The 23747-nt window shown below is 68.4% G+C and carries 24 protein-coding genes; 14 read left to right on the top strand and 10 right to left on the bottom strand.

Annotated features, from left to right (window positions below; genetic code table 11):
* From B7L05_RS17525 to B7L05_RS15195, 9 genes are all read left to right on the top strand, one after another.
* Positions 1–144 (top strand): hypothetical protein, encoded by a 144-nt coding sequence (locus B7L05_RS17525; protein WP_179187237.1) that lies wholly within the window; start codon positions 1–3, stop codon positions 142–144.
* 105 nt (positions 145–249) lie between these two features.
* Positions 250–891, top strand: a complete 642-nt coding sequence (locus B7L05_RS15230; protein WP_085811122.1) for a sigma-70 family RNA polymerase sigma factor — start codon at positions 250–252, stop codon at positions 889–891.
* A gap of 313 nt (positions 892–1204) precedes the next feature.
* The gene (glnE, locus tag B7L05_RS15225) at positions 1205–3811 is read left to right on the top strand and encodes a bifunctional [glutamate--ammonia ligase]-adenylyl-L-tyrosine phosphorylase/[glutamate--ammonia-ligase] adenylyltransferase (protein WP_085811121.1); all 2607 of its coding nucleotides are present in this window, start codon (positions 1205–1207) and stop codon (positions 3809–3811) included.
* A complete protein-coding gene (locus B7L05_RS15220) occupies positions 3774–4220 on the top strand; it encodes a peroxiredoxin (protein ID WP_085811120.1) in 447 nt (148 codons plus the stop codon). The genes glnE and B7L05_RS15220 overlap by 38 nt, the downstream gene beginning before the upstream one ends.
* Positions 4217–5017 carry a ferritin-like domain-containing protein gene (locus B7L05_RS15215; RefSeq protein WP_085811119.1) on the top strand — a complete coding sequence of 267 codons (801 nt, stop codon included), beginning with the start codon at positions 4217–4219 and terminating at the stop codon, positions 5015–5017. The genes B7L05_RS15220 and B7L05_RS15215 overlap by 4 nt, the downstream gene beginning before the upstream one ends.
* A gap of 127 nt (positions 5018–5144) precedes the next feature.
* Entirely contained in the window at positions 5145–6341 is a 1197-nt protein-coding gene (locus B7L05_RS15210) for a M23 family metallopeptidase (protein WP_085811118.1), read from the top strand.
* A gap of 40 nt (positions 6342–6381) precedes the next feature.
* Positions 6382–6720, top strand: coding sequence for an iron-sulfur cluster assembly accessory protein (locus B7L05_RS15205; RefSeq protein WP_085811117.1), 339 nt, complete (start codon positions 6382–6384; stop codon positions 6718–6720).
* Between the two features lie 10 nt (positions 6721–6730).
* Positions 6731–7501 carry an exodeoxyribonuclease III gene (gene xth, locus B7L05_RS15200; RefSeq protein ID WP_085811116.1) on the top strand — a complete coding sequence of 257 codons (771 nt, stop codon included), beginning with the start codon at positions 6731–6733 and terminating at the stop codon, positions 7499–7501.
* A 301-nt stretch (positions 7502–7802) separates the two neighbouring features.
* Positions 7803–8039: a hypothetical protein gene (locus B7L05_RS15195; RefSeq protein ID WP_085811115.1), complete on the top strand. Its 237-nt coding sequence runs from the start codon at positions 7803–7805 to the stop codon at positions 8037–8039.
* Positions 8040–8221: 182 nt separating this feature from the next.
* Here B7L05_RS15195 and B7L05_RS15190 read toward each other — a convergent pair whose 3' ends face one another.
* Complete coding sequence (locus B7L05_RS15190; protein ID WP_085811114.1) at positions 8222–9376, bottom strand: GNAT family N-acetyltransferase; 1155 nt, start codon at positions 9374–9376, stop codon at positions 8222–8224.
* A gap of 108 nt (positions 9377–9484) precedes the next feature.
* Here B7L05_RS15190 and B7L05_RS15185 point away from each other — a divergent pair, with 108 nt between their 5' ends.
* Entirely contained in the window at positions 9485–10564 is a 1080-nt protein-coding gene (locus B7L05_RS15185) for a fatty acid desaturase (protein ID WP_085811113.1), read from the top strand.
* Between the two features lie 4 nt (positions 10565–10568).
* Here B7L05_RS15185 and lptG read toward each other — a convergent pair whose 3' ends face one another.
* The 7 genes from lptG to proB form a co-directional block, all read right to left on the bottom strand.
* Entirely contained in the window at positions 10569–11660 is a 1092-nt protein-coding gene (lptG, locus tag B7L05_RS15180) for an LPS export ABC transporter permease LptG (RefSeq protein WP_085811112.1), read from the bottom strand.
* Entirely contained in the window at positions 11657–12832 is a 1176-nt protein-coding gene (lptF, locus tag B7L05_RS15175) for an LPS export ABC transporter permease LptF (RefSeq protein ID WP_085811194.1), read from the bottom strand. Before lptF ends, lptG begins: the two co-directional genes overlap by 4 nt.
* Before the next feature lie 123 nt (positions 12833–12955).
* Entirely contained in the window at positions 12956–14806 is a 1851-nt protein-coding gene (locus tag B7L05_RS15170) for an ATP-binding protein (RefSeq protein ID WP_085811193.1), read from the bottom strand.
* Positions 14807–14934: 128 nt separating this feature from the next.
* Positions 14935–16197 (bottom strand): aminotransferase class I/II-fold pyridoxal phosphate-dependent enzyme, encoded by a 1263-nt coding sequence (locus B7L05_RS15165; RefSeq protein WP_085811111.1) that lies wholly within the window; start codon positions 16195–16197, stop codon positions 14935–14937.
* A gap of 114 nt (positions 16198–16311) precedes the next feature.
* Positions 16312–16554 (bottom strand): acyl carrier protein, encoded by a 243-nt coding sequence (locus B7L05_RS15160; RefSeq protein ID WP_085811110.1) that lies wholly within the window; start codon positions 16552–16554, stop codon positions 16312–16314.
* A gap of 78 nt (positions 16555–16632) precedes the next feature.
* Positions 16633–17514: an NAD(P)-dependent oxidoreductase gene (locus B7L05_RS15155; protein WP_085811109.1), complete on the bottom strand. Its 882-nt coding sequence runs from the start codon at positions 17512–17514 to the stop codon at positions 16633–16635.
* Positions 17511–18611 carry a glutamate 5-kinase gene (gene proB / locus B7L05_RS15150; protein ID WP_085811108.1) on the bottom strand — a complete coding sequence of 367 codons (1101 nt, stop codon included), beginning with the start codon at positions 18609–18611 and terminating at the stop codon, positions 17511–17513. The genes B7L05_RS15155 and proB overlap by 4 nt, the downstream gene beginning before the upstream one ends.
* A 110-nt stretch (positions 18612–18721) precedes the next feature.
* Here proB and B7L05_RS15145 point away from each other — a divergent pair, with 110 nt between their 5' ends.
* Positions 18722–19426 carry a ZIP family metal transporter gene (locus tag B7L05_RS15145; RefSeq protein ID WP_085811107.1) on the top strand — a complete coding sequence of 235 codons (705 nt, stop codon included), beginning with the start codon at positions 18722–18724 and terminating at the stop codon, positions 19424–19426.
* A 3-nt stretch (positions 19427–19429) separates the two neighbouring features.
* Here the strand turns inward: B7L05_RS15145 and pth are convergent, their stop codons facing one another.
* Together pth and B7L05_RS15135 are read right to left on the bottom strand one after the other, a co-directional pair.
* Complete coding sequence (gene pth / locus B7L05_RS15140; protein WP_085811106.1) at positions 19430–19999, bottom strand: aminoacyl-tRNA hydrolase; 570 nt, start codon at positions 19997–19999, stop codon at positions 19430–19432.
* Positions 20000–20141: 142 nt separating this feature from the next.
* Positions 20142–20831, bottom strand: a complete 690-nt coding sequence (locus B7L05_RS15135) for a 50S ribosomal protein L25/general stress protein Ctc (protein ID WP_085811105.1) — start codon at positions 20829–20831, stop codon at positions 20142–20144.
* A 214-nt stretch (positions 20832–21045) separates the two neighbouring features.
* Between B7L05_RS15135 and B7L05_RS15130 the strand changes: the two genes are divergently transcribed.
* From B7L05_RS15130 to B7L05_RS15120, 3 genes are read left to right on the top strand one after another with little or no spacing between them, the layout of a single operon-like run.
* Positions 21046–21807, top strand: coding sequence for an SDR family NAD(P)-dependent oxidoreductase (locus B7L05_RS15130; RefSeq protein ID WP_085811104.1), 762 nt, complete (start codon positions 21046–21048; stop codon positions 21805–21807).
* A complete protein-coding gene (locus B7L05_RS15125) occupies positions 21807–22874 on the top strand; it encodes a phosphotransferase (protein WP_085811103.1) in 1068 nt (355 codons plus the stop codon). Before B7L05_RS15130 ends, B7L05_RS15125 begins: the two co-directional genes overlap by 1 nt.
* A gap of 33 nt (positions 22875–22907) precedes the next feature.
* The gene (locus B7L05_RS15120) at positions 22908–23738 is read left to right on the top strand and encodes an acyl-CoA thioesterase II (protein ID WP_085811102.1); all 831 of its coding nucleotides are present in this window, start codon (positions 22908–22910) and stop codon (positions 23736–23738) included.
* Positions 23739–23747: the final 9 nt, after the last annotated feature.

Raw genomic sequence — 23747 nt, 5'->3', positions numbered from 1 at the left:
ATGGCGAATGAAAACGAACGGGTCGAAGTCACCACCGATGAGGCGCGTGCGGGATCGACCCCGCACATGACGCGCTACATCCTCCCGATCTCGCTGATCCTAGTGATCGTCATATTTGCGGCCTTGCTGTTCGCGCGGCAGTAAGGCTGCTCGACAATGTTGACCGACCGGCTGGCAAATCGGGCTGGCTCCACCTATCTTGCGAATACAACGTCGGAAACGCCCGGCGCGGGGAATGATCGACTACACATGACGCAAGCTGAACCGCGCGACGATGTCGCGGCCGTCGATGCGCCGGTCGAGCACGTCGCGCTATCCGATCCCGAATTTAAGGCGCAGCTGGCGCAGGTTATCCCGCACCTTCGCGCCTTCGGTCGTTCGCTGTCGGGCAACCGCGATCTCGCCGACGATCTGGTGCAGGAAACGCTGCTCAAGGCGTGGGCTGCGCGCAAGCGTTTCCAGGCGGGCACCAACATGCGCGCCTGGACCTTCATCATCCTGCGCAACCTGTATCTGTCACAGATGCGCCGCGCGCGCTTCAAGGGCGAGTGGGACGATCTCGTCGCCGATCGCCTGCTCGCCGCGCCGGCAAGCCAGGACAAGCACGTCGAGCTTGCCGACATGCAGCGCGCGTTGCTTCATCTGCCGCAACCGCAGCGCGAGGCGTTGATCCTCGTTGGCGCGGGCGGGTTTGCCTACGAAGAGGCGGCGGAGATCTGCGGCGTCGCGGTCGGCACGATCAAGAGCCGCGTCGCACGCGGCCGCGTCGCGCTGGAAAATCTGATGAGCGGCAGCGACATGACGTCGCGGACTGATCACACCGTCGTCGGTACCAAGGCGACGCTCGACGAAATCATGGACGAAGTCGACGAGCTCAGCCGCGACCGCTGAGCTAGTGCGTGGTCGCGTGATCTAGATCGGCAAGGTAGCTCTCAAGCTCCGGCGGCGAACGGCGCGCGTCGCCGTAAGCACGCCGTAGCGCCTCTCCAAGTGCGTCGGTAGCACGCGGCCGGCGGACGAAATATCCGGCAGCCGGCGCATTCTGCGTCTTATGGTCACTGCTCATCATGGGCGATAGAACGTCGCGACGAGGGAAGGGTTTCGTCGCGGAATGGCTATTGGGATTTTGTCAAGCAAAAAATGCGAGGCTGCTGCTGTCGCCGGTGCGATTGACCGCGCCTCGTTGCACGCCCCGTTTCTCGCGATGCTGCTTCGCCGCCAGCCTGATTTTTCTGCGGCGACCGTGGCGCGATCGGTGGAGATCGACCCCGCCGAGCCGCTCCCCCGGGCCCTGCGACTCGCACGTCGGCGCCTCGCGCTTCAGGTCGCGATCGGCGACCTCGCAGGCTGCCTCGATCTTTCGGGCGTCACGCGCGCGCTGAGCGACTTCGCCGATCTCGCACTCGATCGCGCGATCACGGCGGCGATCACCGAACGCTATCCCGATGCCGAGCCGCGTGGCTTCGCCGCAATCGCGCTCGGCAAGCAGGGCAGCGGCGAGCTCAACTATTCGTCCGACATCGATCCGATCTTCCTGTTCGACCCCGAAACGCTGCCCCACCGCGCCAACGAAGAGCCGGTCGATGCGGCGGTGCGGATCGGGCGACGGGTGATCGAGCTTCTCCAACAGCCCGATGGTGACGGCTACGTCCTGCGCGTCGATCTGCGCCTCCGTCCAAGTCCCGAAGCGACACCGATCGCACTCCCGATCGACGCGGCGATCGCTTATTACGAATCGCAGGCGCTGCCGTGGGAGCGCGCCGCGTTCATCCGCGCCCGAGCTGCGGCAGGCGACATCGCTCTCGGCAAGTCGTTCCTCGACGCCATCCGGCCGTTCATCTGGCGGCGCAGCCTCGATTTCGGGGCGATCGGTGAGATCGTCGCGATCACCCGCCGCATCCGCGATCATCACGCGCAAGGACAGGCATTCGGCCCGGGGTACGATCTGAAGCGCGGCCGTGGCGGCATCCGCGAGGTCGAATTCTTCGCGCAGATCCACCAGCTGATTCACGGCGGTCGCGAGCCGGCGCTGCGCGTCGCCGACACCCGCGCCGCGCTCCGCGCGCTCGCCGACGCCGGGCGGATCGCGCCCGACGACGCAGCGGCGCTGATCGACGCCTATGTCGCGCTGCGGACGGCGGAGCATCGCGTCCAGATGATCGACGATCGCCAGACGCATCATCTGCCGACCGGTGCGGCGCTCGACCGCGTCTCGCAACTCGATGGGCGCGTGGACGGGGCCGCGCTGCTCGATCACCTTCGTCCGCACGTCACGCGCGTCGCGGCGATCTTCGATCGGCTCGCGCCGCCCGTGCCCGCCGGCCTGTCGTTCGACACGGAAACCCTGACGGCGCACCTCGCCACGCTCGGCTTCGATGCGCCCGAAGGAGCCGCGGCGCGGATCGCGGCGTGGCGTGCGGCGCGCTACCCTGCGCTGCGTAGCGCCGCGGCGCAGGCGGCGCTCGAGGCGGTGCTGCCTGGCCTCGTCTCGGCCTTCGCTGAGGCAGCCGTGCCGCAGGCGGTGTTGCTGAGCCTCGACCGCCTGCTCGAACGACTGCCGAGCGCGGTGAACATCTTTCGCTTGCTCGAAGCGCGCCCGGCACTCGCGACGCTGCTGGCGCAGTTGCTCAGCCACGCGACGACGCTTGCCGACGAGCTGGCGCGGCGCCCCGATCTACTCGACGGGCTGATCGATGCTTCCGCCTTCGATCCGGTCGGCGATGTCGGCGATCTCGCGCGAGAGATGACGCTGCGCGAGCGCGGCGCGGACTATCAGGCGCAGCTCGAGCACGTGCGCCGTGTCGTCGGTGATCGCCGCTTTGCGCTTGGCGCGCAGATCGTGGCGGGCAGTTCCGACCCACTCGAAGTCGCAGCCGGCTATTCACGCGTCGCCGAAGCAGCGATCGCCGTGCTGACCGAGGCCACGATCGCGGAATTCGCGCGCGCGTACGGCCACGTGCCCGACAGCGAGTTCGTCATCGTCGCGCTCGGCCGGCTCGGGGGCGGCGCGCTGACGCACGCGTCTGATCTCGATCTCGTCTACCTCTTCACCGGCGATTTCGCGGGCGAGTCGGACGGCGCCAAGCCGCTCGGCGCGACGCTCTACTACAACCGGCTCGCGCAGCGCGTGACCGCGGCGCTGTCGGTGCCGACCGCGGCCGGGCCGCTGTACCCGATCGACACGCGGCTGCGGCCGTCTGGTACGCAGGGGCCGCTAGTCGTCAACCTCGCGTCGTTCGCGCAGTATCAGCGTGAGAGCGCGTGGACGTGGGAACATATGGCGCTCACCCGCGCGCGCGTCGTGTTCGGCACGCGATCGGCGCGCGATGCGGTGACGGACGTGATCGGCCATGTGCTTGCCGGCGACCGGCCGCAGCGCGATGTCGTCGCGGATGCGATCGCGATGCGTGCCGAGATGGCGGCGCACAAGCCGCCCGCGGGCGCGCTCGATGCCAAGCTGCTGCCCGGTGGCCTCGTCGATCTCGAATTTGCCGTCCATGTCGCGCAGCTGACGCGCCGCACCGGCTTCCACCCCGATCTGACACAGGCGATCGCGGCGCTCGGCCTACCATCCCGGATTGCCGAGGCGCACGATCTGCTCACACGGCTCATCGTCACGCTACGCCTCGTCGCGCCCGACGCAGCGGCCCCCGATGCGCCGGCGACCCGCGCGCTGATCGCCCGCGCGCTCGGCCTGCCCGACTGGGACGCGGTGGTTGCGGCCTTCGATGCGGCCCGGCAGGAGGTGATCGACGCGTGGAAGGAAGTGACCGATGGACCAACTGCCCGACGTGACGGTGACCGCAACTGACGGTGCGCCCCTGCGCCTGCACGATCAGCCGCGCCCGATCGTCATCTATTTCTATCCAAAGGACGATACCGCCGGTTGCACGCGCGAGGCGCAGGAATTTTCTGCGCTGATCGATGATTTCCGTGATGCGGGAGTCGGCGTGCTCGGCATCTCGCGCGATACGCCCAAGCGTCACGCCAACTTCACCGCCAAATACGATCTCGCCGTGCCGCTGGCGAGTGACGAGGATGGGTCTGCCTGCACCGCATTCGGCGTATGGGTCGAGAAATCGATGTACGGCCGGCAATATATGGGAATCGAGCGATCGACCTTTCTGTTCGGTTCCGACGGCGCGCTCGTGCAGGCGTGGCGCAAGGTGAAGGTGCCCGGCCACGCCGCCGCGGTGCTCGAGGCTGCTCGCGCACTGTGACGATCGCATCGCCTAGTGTCGCAGCAGCGGCGCGCACGGTGCTGGAAACCGCCGAGCCCGCCGCGAAGATCAAGGCGGCGCGGCGCGCGGCACGGGCCTGGCGGCAGGGTTATCTCGCGCATTGCTTCGACACGGCGATGCCCGCCGCGCCCGCGCGGCCAGATCGACCCGAACTGCTGTCGCCGGGGAGGATGCCACGACGCGGCAAGGCAGGATCGGAGCGCGGGCGGATCGCGCTGCTCCATGCGCTGGCGCACATCGAATTCACCGCAATCGATCTCGCTTTCGATCTTGTCGGGCGTTTCGGAGCGCTTTTTCCGCGCAGCTTCGTCGACGATTGGATCTCGGTAGGTGCCGACGAGGCGATCCACTTTGCGCTGCTCGACCGGCGGCTGCGCGCACTCGGCAGCGGCTACGGCGCGCTCCCGGCACACGCCGGGCTGTGGGAAGCGGCGGATGCGACGAGCGACGACGTGGTCGCGCGCCTCGCGGTCGTGCCGATGGCACTCGAAGCGCGTGGGCTCGACGTCACGCCGGCAACAGTCGAGCGGTTCGTCGCGGCCGGCGACGTGGCCAGTGCCCGAATCCTCCAGCGCATCTACCACGACGAGATCCGCCACGTCGGCTTCGGCACCAAGTGGTTCGCGATCGCGTGCGAGGCGAACGGATTCGCTCCTGTCGCGCATTGGCGGTCGCTCATCCTGGCGCGGTTTCGCGGCATTGTGAAAGCGCCGTTCAACGGCTCGGCGCGCGACTCTGCCGGCCTGACGCGCGAATTCTACGCCGACCTTGCCTAAAGCGCCGGGCCGGGCCCAGTAATGGCGCGTCGGGATGCGGGGGGCCGCAATCCAGACCAGTGATTGGAATTAAGCGCGTCGGGTCGCCTCGGCGTACGTCGTTTGCAACGATTTCGTCCGGGGTTCGATGACCAAGATTTTTACCGCGTCTGTTAACCGCTTTGCCGCCGGCGCCCGTGCGGTGTTCGCCCCGCGGCACGTGATCTTCCACGATGGCCAGTCGATCCGCCGGATCCGCCTCGGCGGCGTGTCCCAGAGTCTGGCAGCGGGCGTGGCTGCTACTGTCGTTGCCTTCGCCGGCTACGGCGCAGCAAGCGCAACTGGTGACGCAGCGGTCGCTGCCGGTCTCGCTGCTCCGGTGCAAAGCGAGCAGCGCCTCGCGACGATGGAGCGCAAGCTGGTGCGCATGCAGGCGCGCGTCGCGACGATCCGCGAGACCGCCGAGCAGCATGCCGCGCGTATCGAGCAGCGTCAGGCGCTGCTCGCCGCCGCGCTGACGGGCGAGGGTGACGAGAAGAAGCTCGCGTTGGCGACCCTCAAGCTCCAGCCAACCGACGATCGCCTCGCCGCCTATGTCGTGGCGCCGTTCGGCAAGCTCGAGCAGCGTCAGGCGACGCTCGCCGGCGAAGCCACGCGTCAATTGCAGCAGCGCTACGCGATGGCGACGCGCGAGATCCGCAAGCTCGGGCTGCGTCCCGACCGCATCGTGAAGCAGAGCGCGGCGATGGGCGGCCCGCTGATCCCGGCGGCGAGCGCCGAGGCAACCGCCGATCTCAGCGCCGACGCTCAGTTCCGGTCGCTGTTCATGACCTGGAAGAAGCTCGATACGCTCGAGCAGGGCGTGATCGCGATCCCTTCGGTCCAGCCGGTCCAGCACCTCAGCTTCACCAGCAATTTCGGCATCCGCAGCGATCCGTTCCGCGGCTCGGCGGCGATGCACGCCGGCGTCGACATCCCCGGCCCGACGGGCACGCCGATCTACGCCACCGCCGACGGGATCATCAGCCACGCCGAGCGCCAGGGCGGCTACGGCAACATGGTCGAGATCAACCACGGCAAGGGCATCGCCACCCGCTACGGCCACCTGTCGAAGATCATCGTCACTGCCAACGGCCGGGTACGTCGCGGGCAGATCATCGGCCTGATGGGCTCGACCGGCCGTTCGACCGGCCCGCACCTCCACTATGAGGTCCGCATCGACGGCCATGCGGTCAATCCGGTGCCATTCCTCACCACCGCGGATTACCTGCTCGCGGCGAAGGATCGTTCGGTCGGCCAGATCCCGGTCTCGGCGACTGGCCCGGCGGCGCAGGACGGCCTCTGATCCGGTTGCGGGCGGGGCAGGGCGCGCTTATCTCGACGCCATGGCAACGCTCGCACCCGATATCTCGCTGACCACGTCTGCCGCCGCGCGGGTTGCGGCGATCGCCGCCAAGCAGAACAAGCCCGCGATCCTGCGCCTGTCGGTCGAGGGCGGCGGTTGCTCCGGCTTCCAGTATAAATTCGGGTTCGCCGCCGCGCCGGAGGCCGGCGACACGATCGCCGAAACCGATGGCGTCCGCCTGGTCGTCGACGACATCAGCCTCGATCTCGTTCGCGGCGCGTCGGTCGACTATGTCGAATCGCTCGGCGGCGCGGCGTTCCGAGTCGACAATCCCGTCGCGGCATCGGGTTGCGGTTGCGGCACCAGCTTCTCGGTGTAAGCAGCGTGGCGTGAAGATCGTCACCTACAACGTCAACGGCATCAAGGCGCGCCTGCCGCGCCTGCTCGAATATCTCGCCGAGCAGCAGCCCGATATCGTCTGTCTGCAGGAGCTCAAGTCGAGCGACGAGACCTTCCCCGAGGCGGAGATTCGCGCCGCCGGCTATGGTGCGGTGTGGCACGGGCAGAAGGGGTTCAACGGGGTCGCGGTGCTCGCCAAGGGCGCTGATCCCGTCGAGCGGCAGCGCGGCCTCGCCGGTGAGCCCGAGGACGATCACAGCCGCTATCTCGAATGCGAGGTGAACGGGCTAACGGTCGCGTCGATCTATCTGCCGAATGGCAATCCGCAGCCCGGCCCGAAGTTCGACTACAAGCTGCGCTGGATCGAACGGCTCGCGGCGCGTGCGCGCGTCCTGCTGGCGGCGGAAGTGCCGGCGGTGCTCGCGGGCGATTACAACGTCATCGCCAATGACGACGATACGTTTTCGGTGCGCGCGATGGCGGACGATGCGCTGATGCAGCCCGAGAGCCGCGCCGGCTACCGCGCGCTGCTCGCGCAGGGGTGGACCGATGCGCTGCGCGTGCGGCATCCCGCCGGGCGCGTGTGGACCTTCTGGGACTATCAGGCGGGCGCGTGGCAGCGTGATGCGGGGTTCCGCATCGATCACCTGCTGCTGTCGCCTGCTGTCGCCGACCGGTTGATCGAGGCCGGAGTCGACAAGGCTTATCGCGGCCGCGAGAAGGCGAGCGACCACGCGCCGACTTGGGTGCGCCTGCGCTGAACGACGCCGCGGCGGCGTTCGTCGTCATGGTCCGGGGGCGCCACAAGAAAGCTCGTGTGCGTCGACATAGCGGGGGCGCAGCGTGCGGCTACGGACAGCATTGTGCATGCCGTTCGGTTGCGGACACCCATGGCGTAGCAAGATGCGCCGGCATTTGGCGTATCGCACCGGGCGGAAAGCCTCGTGGGGATATTGGTCGGGCTAAGTCATTGAAATAACAAGCATCAGAAAACTGGCACGCTCGATGCAAAGCATCTGGCAGGCGGCGCACTCAAGCCCCGCCCGACCAGGAGACTATGCTATGACCCTCTTCGCGCTCACCGCTGCCCTTGCTCTTGGCACCGCCGCTGCTGCACCGGTTGCCCCCTCGTCGGATCAGGTCGCCGTCACCCAGTCGGCCAGCGATCTCGAGCCCGGCAGCGACAACCGCCGCGTCTGCATCGTCGACACGCGCAGCGGCACGCCGATCGCCCGCAAGACCTGCCAGACCCGCGCCGTCTGGGTCGCGCAGGGCACCGACCCGCTGTCGGCGCGCTGAGTGGCGCTGCAATACCACGAAAGCACGACCCACGATGAGTTGATGCTGACGCCGGGGCATCGCGGCCCCGGCAGCGGAAGGAAAGCGGGGCCGCAGCGCCCCGCCCGCCACCCCGGCGTTCCGGCATCTGCTGTCTCGACTGCGCTCGCCGCTGCTCACCCTCAACGGCATTGGCGCCTCGGCTACAATTCCTTGCCGTAGATCTGATAGGTCTTGTTGACGCGGCTGCCGATCGTCTCGGCGATCGAGCGCATCCCCTGATTGTCGTCGAGAATCCAGCCAATCTCCCCGCGCGTCGCGCCGTAGCGCGTCACCGACGCCCGCCGGATGTATTCGATCATCATGAAGGCGAGCTGGCTCGCCATGCGCGATGATTGCAGCTCTTTCACCACCCCCATCAGCGGCACGCGCATCGTGCGCACCTTCGGCTTGCGCAGCCATAAGAGCAGCTTCGCCCAGCCGAACGGCAGCAGCGAGCCGTTGAGCCCTGCCAGCGGTTCGTTGAGATCGGGCAGGGTGATCATGAACGCTACCGGCTTGCCGTCGAGTTCGGCGATGCGGATCAGGTCGTTGAACACGATCGGCTTCAGCTTGACGCCCACGTCCCGGATCTCTGGCGGGGTCAGCGGCACGAAGCCCCAATTGGCTTCCCACGCATCGTTGAGGATCGACAGGATGATCGCCGCCTCCTCGTCGAAGCGCCGCTTGTCCACCTCGCGCACGACGATCCGCGGGTTCTTCTCGCCCGATTTGATGATCCGCTGCACGATCGGTGGGAAATCGGGCCGGATGTCGAGCTCGTAGGTCATCACCTGCTTGATCGGGTGATATCCCGCCGCCTCGATCCAGCCGCGATAGGCGGGCTTCGCATGCCCCATCATCACCGTCGGCGGATGATCGAAGCCTTCGATCAGCAGGCCCGGCTCCTCCCAGATCGATTGCGAAATGGGGCCGAGCACGCGCGTCACGCCCTGCGCGCGTAGCCACTCCTCCGCCTTGTTGAGAAGCGCGCGAAAGATATCATCTTCCTCCGCCTCCATCAGCCCCCACTGGCCGCTGCCGTGGCCGAAGCCTTGCGCGGCAGGCATCTGCTGCGCCAGCGTGTCGATATGCGCCGAGATCCGGCCGACGACGCGGCCGCCCCGCTCGGCAAGGAAGAGCTGTGCCTTCGCGTGACTGTACCAGCCGTTTTTCTCGGGCGTGATCAGCCCCAGCGCCTCGCCCTTCAGCGGCGGCACCCAGTTGGGATCGTCGCGATATAGGCGGAACGGCAGGTCGACGAACGTCTTGCGGTCGCGTTTGGAGGATATCGGGCGGATGGTGATCGCAGCTGCCATGTGTCGCCGTGTAATCGCCGCAGGCGATCATGGCGAGCGGCCTTTCCACGCGCGCCGGGTCTGTTGCTGTCACGCTCTCGCCACTATCTTTGGTCTATGTCTGTAGCCATGAATACGATGACGCTCGACCGTGCGGGTGCCGCGCCGGCCGCGCCGCGATCGCCGATCGCCGACGACCGTGCGATGCTGAAGGCGGCGGCTGATCTGACGCGCGACCTCTCCGCGCCACGCCCGGCGATCTACTGGGCTGATCTCGTCGCCTCCGCCGTCGTTGGATACGCTGCGCTGGTTGTCGCGATCGTCGCGACGCCGCTGTGGGCGACGGTGCTCGCCGCGCTAATCGCCATGCTCGCGCTCTATCGCGGGATGAGCTTCATCCACGAGCTGACGCACGTGAAACATGCATCGCTGCCGGGCTTCCGTACCGGCTACAACGCCCTGATCGGCGTGCCGATGCTGGTGCCGTCGTTCATGTACGAAGGGGTACATAACCTCCATCACGCGCGCACGCGCTACGGCACGTCGGAAGATCCCGAATATCTGCCGCTCGCGCTGATGAAGCCGTGGTCGCTGCCGCTATTCGTACTGATCGCGGCGCTGGCGCCGATTGCGCTGATCGTCCGCTTCGGTGTGCTCGCCCCGCTGTCGGTGATTGTGCCGCCGCTGCGCCGCGTCGTGGTGGAGCGTTACTCCGCGCTGGCGATCAACCCGCATTTCCGCCGCCGCATGCCTGAGGGCGCGGCGAGGGCGCAGTGGAACCGGATTGAGGCGGCCTGCGCGGTCTGGGCGATGACGCTGATCGCGCTTGTTGCGAGCGGCACGATGCCGCTGCGGACCTTCGCGATCGTCATCGCGGTCGCATCGAGCGTAGCGGTGGTCAACCAACTGCGTACCTTGGTTGCGCACCTGTGGGAGAACGAGGGCGAGGCGATGACCGTCACCGCCCAGTATCTCGACACCGTCAACGTGCCGCCGCCCGCGACGCTGCCCGCACTGTGGGCACCGGTCGGACTGCGCTACCATGCGCTGCACCACCTGATCCCCGGCGTACCGTATCACGCGCTGGGTGAGGCGCATCGCCGGATCAGCGCCGCGCTCGATCCCGCCTCGCCGTATCACCGCGCGAGCTACGCCGGAATGCCGGGGCTCGTCGCCAAGATCGCGCGGAGCACGATGCTGCCGCGCTGAGGCGCTATTCCTCCGTGCGCAGCAGCACCGCTTCGCCGATCAGCAGGAACAGGAGGAAGGGCGCCCACGCCGCTAGGAACGGCGGGTAAGCGCCGAGATTGCCCATCGCGAGCGCGAAATTGTCGGCGACGAAATAGGCGAAGCCCAGCGCCATGCCGATCACCGCGCGGACCAACAGCTTGCCCGATCGCGCGATACCGAACGCCGCGACCGCGCCGAGCAGCGGCATCAGCACCGAAGACAGCGGCCCCGACAGCTTGTGCCATAGCGCGCCCTCGAGCGCCTTGGTCGGCCGCCCGGCCGCGGCGAGATCGTCGATCGCGGCGTTGAGCGCGCGGAACGACAGGCCGTCGGCATCGACCGTCGCCAGCGTGAACTGATCGGGCGTCACGCCGCGCGCGATCACCGTCGTCCCCAGCTGACTGATCTTGCCACTCGCCACGTCGAAGCGGCGTGCCGGGCCGATCGCCCAACCGTCGCCGCTGCGTCGACCCGTGGGGGCGGTGACGATCCCGCGTAGGCTGCCGCCTTCGCGCTCGTACAGCGTGATGCTGCCGAGCTGCGCCGCATCGCCGCGCCCCTTGATCTGATCGACCTGCACCAGATCGTCGCCCGTGCGCACCCACACGTTGCCGCGATCGCCGCGATCGATCGGCAGCGCGCCATAATTCACCTTCTGCCACTGATCGAGCGTCGCGGTGGCACGCGCGACGATCCGGTCGTTGAAGGCGAAGCTCAGCACCGCCACACCGACGCTGGCGAGGATCAGCGGTGCGAGCACCTGGTGTGCCGACATGCCCGAGGATTTGAGCGCCACGATCTCGCTGTTCTGGTTCATCGTGATCAGCGTCAGGATCGTGCCGAGCAGGACGGAGAAGGGCAGGAAGCGCGCAATGATCTCGGGCACGCGCAGCGACATGTAGCGCCACACTTCGGCGTCCCCGTTGCCCGGCACCGCGAGGATCTTGCCCGATTCACCGAGCAGATCGAGCGCCTGGAGCACCAGCACGAGCCCGGCAAGGATGCCGAACGTGCGCGTCAGGAACATGCGCCCCATGTAAAGCGACACGGTACGCGAGGGAAAGAACGAGGTCATGCGCGCGCCTCCCGACGGCGGCGTCCGGGCAGCCGCCGCGTGATCGCCTTCAGCGCTTTGCCCGCGACGCGTTCGAGCGCGCCGATCGGCTGCCCCCCGGGGACATAGGCGAGCGTGTAGAACATCCAGACGATCAGCCCGGCGAAGATCGCGAACGGCGTCCACAGGGCGATGAACGGATCGACCCGGCCTAGCTCGCCGATCGACGCGGCATATTGGTTTACCTTGTGATAGGCGACGACCATCACGATCGACAGGAAGACGCCGAGCGCCGAGGTCGAACGTTTGGGCGGCACGCCGAGCGCGACCGCCAGCAGCGGCAGCAGGAACATCGTCAGCACCTCCGCCAGGCGGAAATAGAGTTCGGCCTGGCTGCTGTCGCGCGCCTGCTCGCTACTACCGCTCTTCCCCAGCCGCGCGAGCTCGGGAATGGTATATTCGAGATTGCGTCCACCGCGCGCACGGAAGCTCTCGAACCGCGGGAGGTCGATCGGCAGATCGTGCGCGCTGAACGTCAGCACGCGCGGCGTCGCGAATTCGGGCCGGTTGTGGATCAGCGTGCCGTTGGTCAGCCGGAAGATGATCGTATTGGGATCGTCGGTGGCGAGGAACTGCCCGCGCTGCGCCGTGACGCCGATCCAGTCGCCCTTTGGCGTCTGCGCGCGCACGAAGATGCCCGACAGCTCGCGCCCTTTGTCGCGGCTGCGCTCGATCCGCAGCGTCATCCGATCGCCGAGATGGGTGAACTCGCCGACCTTGATAGACGCGCCGAGCGCACCGGTGCGCAGCTCGAACCGCAAGCCTTCGTAGGCGTAGCGCGCGCGCGGCTGGATGTAGCCGACGATAGCGAGGTTCGCGAGTGCGAGTACCGTCGCGTACATGTACGGCACGCGCAGCAGCCGTCCGTAGCTCATCCCCACGCCGCGCATCACGTCGAGTTCGGACGAGGTCGCCAGCCGGCGAAAGGCGAGCAGGATGCCGAGCATCAGCCCGATCGGAATGCCCAGCCCGAGATATTCGGGCAGCAAGTTCGCGAGCAGCTTCCACACGACGTTGACCGGCCCGCCCTCGGTCGCGACGAAATCGAACAGCCGCAGCATGCGGTCGAGCACCAGCAGCATCGCCGACAGGATCAGCGTCGAGAACAGCGGCAATGCGATCAGCCGGGCCATGTAACGGTCGATCGATTTCATGGGCGGCGGCGCGGCGGCTTCCTTTGTGGGGCGGGAGCGTCGGTATAGGCGAGCCGCGTGCGCGCGCCAGCCCCTACGCACGCCGACCGCGCTTCGCCGCGGCTACTCGGCAGCGATGCGATGCGGCGCCTCGGGCCGTGCGCGCGACAGTGCTTCCGCGATGGCGCGTTCCAGCCCCACCAGCGTGAACGGCTTGCGCAGGACGTGATGGCCGTTGAATAGCCCAGCCTCGTTGGTTTCGCCCGCGAAGCCGGTGACGAACAGCACCGCGACGTGCGCGTGGCTGGGATCGAGCGCGGCGATCATCTCGGGCCCGGTCCGCACTGGCATCAGCACGTCGCTGATGATGAGATCGACGTGCGGATGGCGGGCGAGCAGCGCCGGGGCTTCGAGCGGATCGTCGCAGCGGATCGCCTCATGGCCAAGCTCTTCCAGCGCTCCGGTCGTCGCGGCGAGTACCCGGGGATCATCCTCAACCACCAGCACCGTCAGCGCGGCGACCGCCGGCTCGTCGGCATGGTCAGCCGCGGGGACCGCGATTAGCGGGGCGGCGCTGGTGTCACGCGGCAGCTTCATCCGCACGACCGTGCCCGCGCCGGGCGCAGTATCGATCGTCACCTCACCATGCAATTGGCGCACAAAGGCGAAGATCTGGCTGAGCCCGAGCCCGGTCCCCTTGCCGACCGGCTTGGTGGTGAAGAACGGCTCGAACACCCGCTCCGCCACCTCTGGCGTCATGCCGCAGCCGGTATCGGCCACCGCAACGGTGAGGAACTCGGCCGCCTCGGCATGCTCGACCGCGGCGGTGATCGTCAGCGTACCCCGACCTTCCATCGCGTCGCGCGCGTTGACGGCGAGGTTGAGCAGCGTGTTCTCCAACTGCACGCGATCGGCGCGCACACGTGCGCGGGCGGCGCGATCGACGATCTCGACGCGGATGCCGTCCCCCAGCGTGCGATCCATCAGATCGCGCATCCCGGCGATCAGCGCACCGACCTCGATCGGCTCTGGGTTGATCGCGTCCTCGCGCGCAAAGGCGAGCAGGCGGCGCGTCAGGTCGGCGGCGCGATTGGCCCCCTCGCTCGCGCTCGCCAGATGCTTGTCGACTTCGCCCGACCCCGCCGCGGCGGCGCGCCGCGCCAGCTCGAGTCCGCCGATCACGACCGCAAGCATGTTGTTGAAATCGTGCGCGATGCCGCCGGTCAGCTGGCCGACCGCGTCCATCTTCTGCACCTGCCGCAGCCGCGCCTCCTGCACACGCAGCTCGTCGGTCGCGGCGGCGACCGCGCGGCTCAGTTCCTCCGCCCGCGCGCGCTCCGCATCCGCCTCGGCGCGCGCCGTGGCACGCTCCGTCAGCGCGGTGACGCTCAACCAGCCGAGCGCGATCGCGCCGAGCAGCAGCAGCACGCCGAACGCCGACAGCACGAACGCCGCGCGCGTTGACCGATCGACCAGCGCCATCGCCGCGCGCGTGCGGCGATCGAGCAGCCGGCGCTCTCCCGCGATGATCGAATCGAGCACGTCGTTGATTTCGGCCAGCGAGGCCGCCTTGCGCGACTGATAGTAGCGCGACAGCGCCTGCGCGTTTTTGCCGTAATTGGTCGACAGCGCCGTCAGTGACAGTTCGCCGCCGCGCGAGCGATAGGCGTCGCGCAGTCGATCGATCAGCGGCTGCTGTTCGTCATTGTCGCGCGTCAGCGCCTCGAGCCGCGCGAGCTGATCGCCGGCGCGCCGCCAATCCTCATAGTAGAGCCGGCCCAGCTGCTTGTCGCCCGAAATGACGTAGCGTCCGAGCGAGGCTTCCGATCGCGCGATCGTGCCCGCTAGCGTGCGCGACAGGATCATCACGTCGTAGCTGTGCGACTGGAGCGTGATCGCACGGTCGCGCTGGCGATTGGCCTCGCCCAGCGTCAGGATCAGCGCGACCAGCACGCCCACGCCTAGGATGCCCATCACGACCAGCGTGATGGTGCGCCAGGCCCAGGCCTGCCCCCCGGCGGCGTCCCAATTCGCGTCCGCGTCCACGGTCCGGCGCTATATCAGATCGCCGATGGCCACAAAAGCCGCGCCCCCGCCGGCGCTCAGCCGATCACCCCGGTGGCGCGCCCGGCCGCCGCGAACATCTCGATCACGCGCGCCATCTGCGCGCTGGTATGTTCGGCGCACACCGAACAGCGCAGCAGGAACATCCCCGCGGGCGTCGCCGGCGGCCGCGCGACGTTGACGTACAGCCCCGCCTCCAGCAGCCCCTGCCACATGCGCACCGCCTGCTCCTGATCGTCGAGCACGACCGCGACGATCGCTGATTCCGGCGTCTCGGTCGGCAGGCGGAAGCCGAGCTGCTTGAGCCCGGCGTGCAGCTGGCGCGTATTCGCCCACAGCGAGGCGCGCTTGTCGTGCGCGTGCATCAGCTTGCGGATCGACGCGGCGGCGGACGCGACCACCGCGGGCGGCAGGCTGGCGGTAAAGATATAAGGGCGGCAGACGAAGCGCAGGATCTCGAACTTGGGATGGTTCGACACGCAGAAGCCGCCCACGGTGCCGACTGATTTGGAGAAGGTGCCGATCACGAAATCGACCTGATCCTCCAGCCCCTGATCCTCGTAGACGCCCCGGCCGTTGGGGCCGAAGAAGCCCATCGAATGCGCCTCGTCGACCAGCACCATCGCGCCGTGCTTCTTGGCGACCGCGACCATTTCCTTGAGCGGCGCGATGTCGCCGAGCATCGAGTAGACGCCCTCCAGCACGACGAGCTTACCCGGCTCCTTGGGGAGCCGGCCGAGCCTTTTGTCGAGATCCTCGACCGAATTGTGGCGGAAGCGCACGATCTCGGCATTGCCCATCGCGCAACCGTCGTAGATCGAGGCGTGGCTGTCGGCGTCGAGGATGATATATTCGCCCTTCGCCGCGATCGCCGAGATCACGCCAAGGTTCGCCTGGTACCCGGTCGAGAAGACGATCGCGCCGGTGGTGCCGTAGAAGTCACGCAGCGCCTGCTCGACCTCCATATGGTCGTGGAACGTGCCGTTCAGTGCGCGGCTGCCGTTGGTGCCGCTGCCGAAGCGGTCGAACGCGGCCTTGCCCGCCGCGATCACGTCGGGATCGAACGTCATGCCCATGTAATTGTAGGTGCCAAGCAGGATCGTCTCGCGACCCTTGATCGTCGCGACGGTGGGGCTCTTCACCTCCTCCATGACAATGCTGAACGGATCGCGCAGCCCCGAATCGCGCAGCGCCTGGCGCTCGGCGATCAAGGGATCGAACTTGTCGAACAGGTCGCGCTCAGCCGCGGCGGGCGCGGGATCGAGAGGCAGCGTTTCAGCCTGGAGGCCGGTCTCGGTCATCGTCTCATTCCTTCACCCGTCCGGGCGGGGAAGGCCGAGCGTATCTAGGCCTGCTCCCGAACCCTTTGCCATCCGCACTCGGCGATGCGGACGGCGAACGGCGGTTGGTGGTGATCAGCCCTTCAGCTTGGCGACAGCATCGGCGAGCTGGCCGACCGTCTCGATCTCGGCCTGCATGTTCATCGTGATGATGATGTCGAACTCGTCCTCGATCGCAGCAACGAAATCCATCACCGTCAGCGAATCCCATTCCAGATCGCCCTGGAACGTCGTCGCCTCGGTCACGGTGGCGCCCTTCTTGTTGAAGGGTTCGATCTGGCTCTTGATCGTGTCGAGAATGCTGTCGCGGTCGCTCATGCCCGGTCCTTAGCTGCTCGCGGCGGGGGTGCCAATCGAATGCGGCGGAAGCGTGGTCGCCGCGTGCGGAACTGAGTGCTAGCGCCCGATGTCGTAGGCGCGCGCGGTCTCCGCAAGGCCGTCGGCGAGCGCGATCGATGGCGTCCAGAGCTCAGCCGGCGGCCGGCACGCCGCGTGCGCGGTCCAGTCGGGATGGCTCAGATAGCCGACCCGATCGGACGTCAGCTTCGCGCCCGCACCGCGGATCGCGCCGTCGAGCTGGGCACCGACCTGCAGCAATGCTCTTGGCAGGTGCAGCGGCAGCACGCGGCGGCCGACCGCGCGACCAATCGCGGCGGCGAGCGCGGCATGCGTCAACGCGTTACCGTCGTCCGCTTCGTACACCGCGCGCTCCCCCGGCCGCTCGGAGAGCGCGACGAGTAGCCGCGCGAGATCGTCGACGTGGATCAGCGAGACGCGCCCGGGAGGGGGCAGCAGCGCGAGCCCCGCGCGGGCGAGCCGGAACATGTCGCGCAACTCGGTATCGCCCGGGCCGTAGACGCCGGTCGGCCGCACAATCGTCCAGTCCGCGGCGCTCGCCATCACGCAGGCTTCGGCCTCGCGCTTCGACCAGCCGTAGTTCGACAGCTGCGGCTCGCGCGCGGACAGCGACGAGACGTGGACGAAGCGGCGCGTGCCGCTCGCCGCCAGCATCGCCTTCGTGCCGGCGACGTTGCCCGCGACGAAGCCGGCACGATCGGGGGCGTTCACCACGCCGGCCACGTGCAAGACCGCGTCCGCCCCGTCGACCAGCGCTTCGAGCGCGGTGGGATTGTCGAGCGCGCCTGCGATCCAGGAGACGCCTGATCGTGCCGGCTGCGGGCGGCGGGCGAGCGCGCGTACCGTGTGGCCGTTGGTGAGCGCGCGCGCGATTGTTGCCCGCCCGACGAAGCCCGTGCCCCCCGTGATCGCCAGGATCACAGCAGCGCCATGTGGTTGCGGTGGACGAGCGCCGCGCGCGGGGCGTAGCCGAGCAGCACCTCGTGCTCCTCGCTCCGCCGGCCGAGCAGCAGCGTCACCTCCGCCGCGTCATATTCCGCCAGGCCGCGTGCGATAACCCCCGCTGGCCCCTCGATCGCGACCACGTCACCGCGCACGAACCGCCCGTCGATCGCCGTCGCGCCCGCCGCCAGCAGGCTGCGCCCGGCGGCGAGCGCGCTAGCCGCGCCGGCGTCGATGCGGATCGTCCCTTTCACCGTCAATCGCCCCGAGAGCCACGCGCGCCGCGCGCCGGAGCGCCGCTCCGGCCGGAACATCGTGTGGCGCCCCGCGATCGACAGCGGCCGATCGACCCGACCCGAGGCGATCGCCAGCGCGACCCCTGCGCCCGTCGCGATCCGCGCCGCCTCGATCTTGGAGACCATGCCGCCCGATCCCATGCCGGAGGCGGATCCCGTATCGGCCATGCCCGCGATCGAAGCATCGATCTTCGACACCTCCGCAATATGCGTCGCGCCGGGCAAGGAGGGGTTGCGATCGTACAGCCCATCGATGTCGGACAGCAGCAGCACGCCGTGCGCGCCCGCGACCTGCGCCACGCGCGCCGCCAGCCGATCGTTGTCGCCAAAGCGGATCTCGGCGGTGGCAACGCTGTCGTTCTCGTTGATGATCGGCACCACGCCGAGCTTTAGCAGCCGGCCGAGCGTCGCCGCGGCGTTGAGGTAGCGGCGGCGATCCTCGAGATCGTCGAGCGTCACGAGCATCTGCGCCGCCGTCATCTGCTGCGCGTCGAGCACGTCCGCCCACGTCCGGCTGAGTGCGATCTGCCCCGTCGCCGCGGCGGCCTGCGCATCCTCCAGGCTCGCCCGGCCCCCACGCGCCAGCCCCAGCCGGCGCGCGCCGAGCGCGATCGCGCCCGACGAGACGATCGCCACCTGCTGACCAGCACGCACGCGGGCCGCGACGTCAGCGGCGATACCCTCCAGCCACGTGCGGCGCACCGATCCCGCCGGGTCTACGAGCAGCGCGGAGCCGATCTTGACGACGAGGCGCTGACAGGAGGCGGGGGGAAAAAGCATGGGCGGCCATCGTTAGAGCGATCGCGGCGGTCGCGAAAGGCGGGAGGAGGCGGCACCTGGCGCAGTCCGGGCGGCGGAACCGGCGCGCGCGATGCTCGGTTGGTGCGGCCATGCTGATGACGTTGATCGTCGTGCTGATCGTCTCCGGCGCGCTGCTGATCGGCGCGGCGTGGGGCATCTACGGCAAGCTGCCGTCGGGTCTCGACGGCTTCCTGGTGGCGATGGCGGGCGGCGCGCTGCTCCTATCGGCGACGTCCGAATTGATCCAGCCGTCGATCGAGGAGAGCTCGCTGTGGGTAGCGGCGCTCGGCGTGGCGGCGGGCGCCGCGCTGTTCACCGCGGCGGATTATTTGATCGACGAGAAATGGGGCGCGGATTCGGGCGGCGGGCTGCTCGCCGCGATCACGCTCGACGGCGTGCCGGAGAACCTTGCGCTCGGCGTCGCGCTGATCGGCGCAGGGCCGAGCGAGGTCGCGGCGCTCGCCGGGTCGATCCTCTTGTCGAACCTGCCTGAGGCGGCGGGCGGCGCGCGCGACATGGCGGGGGACGGGAAGTCGAAGGGCAGGGTGCTCGCGTTGTGGGCGGCGACGGCGGCGCTGCTCTCCGCGGCGGCGATCGCGGGCAACCTGCTGCTCGAAGGCGCGAGTGAATCGCATCTCGCGGCGATCCGCTGCGTTGCGGCCGGCGCGGTGATCGCCAGCCTCGCGACCGAAGTCTTTCCCAAGGCGTTCAAGGAAGACCAGCACTGGGCCGGCATCGCCACCGCGCTTGGCGCGATCCTCGCCTTCGCGCTCGGCAGCCTCGGTGGAGGTTAAGCCTCAGTCCTGCAGCCGCAGCGCCACGTCGTTCATGAATCGCACCTCGTCCCCCGCCGCGAGCGTCGGTGCTTCCGCCGCGAGCGCGCCGAGCAGGTCGCTGAGCGGATCGATCTCGCTCTTGGCGTAATTGCCGAGGACGTGGCCGGTGACGCGATCCTTGTGGCCGGGATGGCCGATTCCGATCCGTACGCGACGGAAATCGGGGCCGAGATGCTGATCGATCGAGCGCAGGCCGTTGTGCCCGGCAAGCCCACCGCCGTGGCGCACCTTGACCTTCATCGGTGCGAGGTCGAGCTCGTCGTGGAACACCGTCAGCGCCTCGACGCCGAGCTTGTAGAAGCGCAGCGCCTCGGCGACGCTGCGGCCGCTCTCGTTCATGAACGTCGCGGGCTTGAGCAGCAGCACCTTGTGGCTGCCGAGCCGCCCCTCGCGCACCCAACCCTGGAACTTCTTCGCATCGGCACCGAAGCCGTGCACTTCGGCGATCGCATCAAGCGCCATGAAGCCGACGTTGTGGCGGTGCATCGCATATTGCGGGCCCGGATTGCCGAGGCCGACCCATAGCTGCACGTTGCGTCTCCCATCAGCGACCGACGTATCGGAAATGGCGCTGGCCGCTTCCAGCCAGCGCGCTCAACGAAAAACGGGCGGTGGCGTTGCCGCCTCCCGCCCGCTTCGCAAACCGGCCGCCCCGCGGGGCGGCGACAGGCGATCAGCCCTCGGCCTTGTCCTCGCCCTCGGCATCGTCCGCCGGTGCGTCGGCTTCCGCCTCGGCAGCGGCTTCGGCCGATGCGGCCTCGGCGAGCGCGGCCTCTTCCTCGGCCTGCTCCTGCGCCTCGGCCTTCATTGCCGACGGCGCGACGAGCGTCGCGATGGTGAAGTCACGGTCGTCGATCGCCGATTCGGTGCCCTTGGGCAGCGTGACGTCCGAGATGTGCACGGTATCGCCGATATCGCGACCCTTGAGCGAAATCACGATCTCCGAGGGGATATCCGACGCGTCGCAGGTCAGCTCGAGCTCGTGGCGCACGATGTTGAGCACGCCGCCCTTCTTCAGGCCGGGTGCATCCTCTTCGTCGGTGAACACGACCGGCACCGCGACGGTGACCGTGGCGTGCGCCGAGATGCGCAGGAAATCGACGTGAACCGGGCGATCGCTGACCGGGTGGAACGCGACGTCCTTGGGCAGGGTGCGCTCGCCGTTGATCATCACGACGGTGTTCATGAAGTGGCCGGTGCCGAGCGCCTTGACGAGCGCGCGCTCCTCGAGGTGGATCGAGGTCGGTTCCTTGTTCTGGCCGTAGATCACGGCGGGGACGCGGCCGTCACGACGCAGCGCCCGGGAGGCTCCCTTGCCAACCCGGTCACGCGTCTCGGCTGCGAGCGTCAACTGGTCGCTCATTGCATTCTCCGAAACGAATAGATGTGCCTTCCGCGCCACGCCTCCAGGGATGACCATGGCCGGAAGCGGCCGCGCATAGCGGCGGAGGCGCCGAAAGGCAAGGCAGCGCGCCGATCGGACGGGTCGGCGCCGCGGTGCTTGCGGCGCGACGGTCAATCGGCATAACAGCGGCTAAGTCGGCCGGCTTACGATGCCGACATGCGAGGAGAGAAGGATGGCCGGACCGCACCCCCTGTTCGATCTGTCGGGCAAGGTCGCGTTGATTACCGGGGGCTCGCGCGGGCTTGGCCGCGAGATGGCGCTGGCCTTCGCCGATGCCGGCGCCGACGTGATCGTATCCAGCCGCAAGGCGGACGCGTGCGAGGCGGTGGTGAAGGAGATCGAGGCAAAGGGCCGGCGCGCCGCGGCGATCCCCGCGCACGCCGCCAAGTGGGACGAGATGGATACGCTGGCCGAGGCGGCGTGGAATACCTTCGGCCGGCTCGACATCCTCGTCGCCAATGCCGGCATGGGGCCGCTGGTGCCGAGCCACGAGGTATCCGAGGCGCTGTTCGACAGCGTCGTCGGCCTGAACTTCAAGGGGCCGTTCCGGCTGATGGCGAACATCGCGCACCGCATGAGCCAGCCCGATGCCAATGACGGCGAGGGGGGCACGATCCTCGCCACCTCGTCGATCGCGTCGCTGCGCCCGACGCCGCAGGTGGTGCCCTATGCCGGGGCCAAGGCGGCGCTCAACGCGATGGTGACGAGCATGGCGCACGAATACGGGCCCAAGGTGCGGATCAACGCGATCGCCGCCGGACCCTTCCTGACCGACATTGCCAAGGCGTGGACCGAGGAAGCGCGCGAGACGACCGACAGCGCCGCGGGCCGCCCCGGTCGCCCGGAGGAGATCGTCACCAGCGCGCTGTTCCTGGCGAGCCCGGCGTCGAGCTTCGTCACCGGCACCGTCATCCGCTGCGACGGTGGCTGCTGATGGCCGCCGATCTGGAAGCGCAGTCGGTCGACGCCGCCTGGCTCACCAAGCGGCTGCGCGACGCAGGCGTGTTGCGCGATGCAAAGGTGACGGACGTCGAGGCCACGCCGGTGGGCGTCGGCATGCTCGGCGATTCGATCCGCTACGTCGTCAGTTACGACCGGGAGGAAGGCGCGCCGGGCTCGTTCGTCGGCAAGTTCGCCAGCGCCGATCCGACCAGTCGGCAGACGGGCGCCGGGTTTGGCCTGTACGAACGCGAGGTGGGATTCTACCGCCACCTCGCCGATACGGTGGCGATCCGCTCGCCGGCTTGCGTCTCGGCGGAATACGATCCCGCCGACGCGACCTTCGCACTGCTGCTGGAGGATCTGACGCCGGCCCGACCGGGCAACCAGCTGACGGGATGCGACATTCCCGATGCTGAACGCGCGATGGAACAGGCGGCGGCGCTGCACGGCCCGCGGTGGAACGACGCCAGCCTGCGCGACCACGCGTTCCTCAACATGACCGGCGCGCGCGATTTCGTGATCCAGGTGTTTCCCGATTGCCTGGCAGAATTCCATCGCCGCTACGACGGCGTGCTGGAGCCCGAATATATGGCGGTGTGTGATCGCTACGGCGAACTCGTCGCCAACGCGCACAATCACGAGCCGACGAGCTTCACGCTGACGCACGGCGATTTCCGCCTCGACAATATGCTGTTCGATGCGCGCGGCGGCGACGTGCCGCTGGCGGTGCTCGACTGGCAATCGCCGGCGATCGGGCTGGGCGCGGTCGACGTCGCCTATTTCCTCGGCATGGCGCTGTCGATCGAGAACCGCCGCAGCCACGAGAAGCATCTGCTCGACTATTATCTCGAGCAGCTGCGCGGCTACGGCGTGCGCGATTACGGCTACGACGATCTCTATCGCGACTATCGGCTGACGCTGCTGTCGGGCGTGTCGACCGCGATCTTCGCGTCGGCATCGACCAAGCGTACTGAGCGCGGCGACGCGATGTTCCTTGCCATGGCGCGCGGCGGCTGCGCGCAGGCGATCGACTGCGACGCGCTCGCGCTGATCGCCTGACGCGAACGGTTGGTACGAGGGGAAGGGCGAGCGATGGGCGGATTGGTTGCTGCGACGGCGCTGACGCCGAGCGGCTCGGGCTACACCGTCGCGCTCGATCGCGACTGGGAGATCTGGGGGCCGGCCGGGGGCTATATCGCGGCGATCGCGCTGCGTGCGGTGCGCGAGCGCGCTGCCGCCGGGCATCGGCCGGTGACGATCACCGGGCAGTTCGTGCGCGTCGCGCGGTGGGAGACGCTCGACGTCGCCGTCGAGGCGATCAAGGAGGGAGCGTCCGCGCTCTACGCCGTTACGCTGTCGCAGGAGGGGCGGCCGGTCTTTCTCGCGCAGGTGTGGACGACGTCACGCGCCGACGCGTCGCTTCCCGTGACGCCGACGATGCCCGACGTGCCGCGCCCGGAGACGTTGCGCGATCAGGAGGCGATCGCGGCCGAGCGCGGGATCGCGAACAATCGCTTCTGGACCAATCTGGAAAGCCGGCCGGTGCATTTCCGGCTGCACAGCGATCCGCCCGCCCCGGTACCGCAGCAATTTCGCTGGATGCGCTTTCGCGATTGGCCAGCGGACGGTGCGGACGATCTTTTCTTCGACGCGATGCGCAGCGCGCTGCTGATCGATCTGGGCATCTGGCCCGGGCATTGGCATCGCTTGACGGAGAGCGCGGCGTATCTCGCGCCGTCGCTCGATCTCACCGTCTATTTCCACGGTCTTCGCCCGGCGGGCGACTGGCTGCTGAGCGAGGCGGATAGCGACGTATCGGGTGACGGGCTAATCAGCGGCCGGGTGCGCATGTGGAGCGCGGACGGACGCGCGCTGGCGACGGGCAGCGGCCACTGCCTGGTGACGATCCCCAAGCCGCGCTGAGCCGCGCCA

It is taken from the genome of Sphingomonas sp. TZW2008, assembly GCF_002117915.1.
Taxonomy (GTDB): domain Bacteria; phylum Pseudomonadota; class Alphaproteobacteria; order Sphingomonadales; family Sphingomonadaceae; genus Sphingomonas.
This window is presented reverse-complemented; position numbering and strand designations above follow the sequence as displayed.

Excerpts from the sequence above, each read along its gene's own strand:
- B7L05_RS17525 (WP_179187237.1), top strand. The coding sequence starts at position 1 with ATGGCGAATGAAAACGAACGGGTCGAAGTCACCACCGATGAGGCGCGT.
- B7L05_RS15230 (WP_085811122.1), top strand. The coding sequence starts at position 250 with ATGACGCAAGCTGAACCGCGCGACGATGTCGCGGCCGTCGATGCGCCG.
- glnE (WP_085811121.1), top strand. The coding sequence starts at position 1,205 with ATGCTGCTTCGCCGCCAGCCTGATTTTTCTGCGGCGACCGTGGCGCGA.
- B7L05_RS15220 (WP_085811120.1), top strand. The coding sequence starts at position 3,774 with ATGGACCAACTGCCCGACGTGACGGTGACCGCAACTGACGGTGCGCCC.
- B7L05_RS15210 (WP_085811118.1), top strand. The coding sequence starts at position 5,145 with ATGACCAAGATTTTTACCGCGTCTGTTAACCGCTTTGCCGCCGGCGCC.
- B7L05_RS15205 (WP_085811117.1), top strand. The coding sequence starts at position 6,382 with ATGGCAACGCTCGCACCCGATATCTCGCTGACCACGTCTGCCGCCGCG.
- B7L05_RS15195 (WP_085811115.1), top strand. The coding sequence starts at position 7,803 with ATGACCCTCTTCGCGCTCACCGCTGCCCTTGCTCTTGGCACCGCCGCT.
- B7L05_RS15190 (WP_085811114.1), bottom strand. The coding sequence starts at position 9,376 with ATGGCAGCTGCGATCACCATCCGCCCGATATCCTCCAAACGCGACCGC.
- B7L05_RS15185 (WP_085811113.1), top strand. The coding sequence starts at position 9,485 with ATGAATACGATGACGCTCGACCGTGCGGGTGCCGCGCCGGCCGCGCCG.
- lptG (WP_085811112.1), bottom strand. The coding sequence starts at position 11,660 with ATGACCTCGTTCTTTCCCTCGCGTACCGTGTCGCTTTACATGGGGCGC.
- lptF (WP_085811194.1), bottom strand. The coding sequence starts at position 12,832 with ATGGCCCGGCTGATCGCATTGCCGCTGTTCTCGACGCTGATCCTGTCG.
- B7L05_RS15170 (WP_085811193.1), bottom strand. The coding sequence starts at position 14,806 with ATGGGCATCCTAGGCGTGGGCGTGCTGGTCGCGCTGATCCTGACGCTG.
- B7L05_RS15165 (WP_085811111.1), bottom strand. The coding sequence starts at position 16,197 with ATGACCGAGACCGGCCTCCAGGCTGAAACGCTGCCTCTCGATCCCGCG.
- B7L05_RS15160 (WP_085811110.1), bottom strand. The coding sequence starts at position 16,554 with ATGAGCGACCGCGACAGCATTCTCGACACGATCAAGAGCCAGATCGAA.
- proB (WP_085811108.1), bottom strand. The coding sequence starts at position 18,611 with ATGCTTTTTCCCCCCGCCTCCTGTCAGCGCCTCGTCGTCAAGATCGGC.
- B7L05_RS15145 (WP_085811107.1), top strand. The coding sequence starts at position 18,722 with ATGCTGATGACGTTGATCGTCGTGCTGATCGTCTCCGGCGCGCTGCTG.
- B7L05_RS15135 (WP_085811105.1), bottom strand. The coding sequence starts at position 20,831 with ATGAGCGACCAGTTGACGCTCGCAGCCGAGACGCGTGACCGGGTTGGC.
- B7L05_RS15130 (WP_085811104.1), top strand. The coding sequence starts at position 21,046 with ATGGCCGGACCGCACCCCCTGTTCGATCTGTCGGGCAAGGTCGCGTTG.
- B7L05_RS15125 (WP_085811103.1), top strand. The coding sequence starts at position 21,807 with ATGGCCGCCGATCTGGAAGCGCAGTCGGTCGACGCCGCCTGGCTCACC.
- B7L05_RS15120 (WP_085811102.1), top strand. The coding sequence starts at position 22,908 with ATGGGCGGATTGGTTGCTGCGACGGCGCTGACGCCGAGCGGCTCGGGC.